Source organism: Streptomyces durhamensis, assembly GCF_000725475.1.
In the GTDB taxonomy this organism is placed as follows: domain Bacteria; phylum Actinomycetota; class Actinomycetes; order Streptomycetales; family Streptomycetaceae; genus Streptomyces; species Streptomyces filipinensis.
Map to the genome: position 1 here is coordinate 1 of NZ_JNXR01000177.1, position 274 is coordinate 274.

Sequence of the window (274 nt, forward strand, 5' to 3'; positions counted from 1 at the left end):
GCAAAACAAGTTCGGCGAATGGCTCGCTGCCAAACATGGTCAGTCCACTTAGCGGCGGGACGCGAACCCGGGATGACTGAATGGCAGACCACGTGAGAAGGCGACGCCTATGGTCGCGCCCGCGCCATCGATGATTCCCCACGTCGTTTCCAACAGGTGTGCGGCGAAGAACTTGTCGTCCACCCCTTGCTCACGACCGCCGTCGGTCCACCACTGCGTCGCAGATAGACCAGAACCCAGAATGGACGCCACGGCCATGGGAATAATCGAGGTA

Annotated in this window: 1 protein-coding gene; it reads right to left on the bottom strand. The window is 60.2% G+C overall.

Annotated features, from left to right (window positions below):
* Window positions 1–48 precede the first annotated feature (48 nt).
* Window positions 49–274, bottom strand: a 226-nt coding sequence (locus tag IO33_RS51965; RefSeq protein ID WP_425348012.1) for a hypothetical protein, incomplete at its 5' end; no start/stop codon positions are given.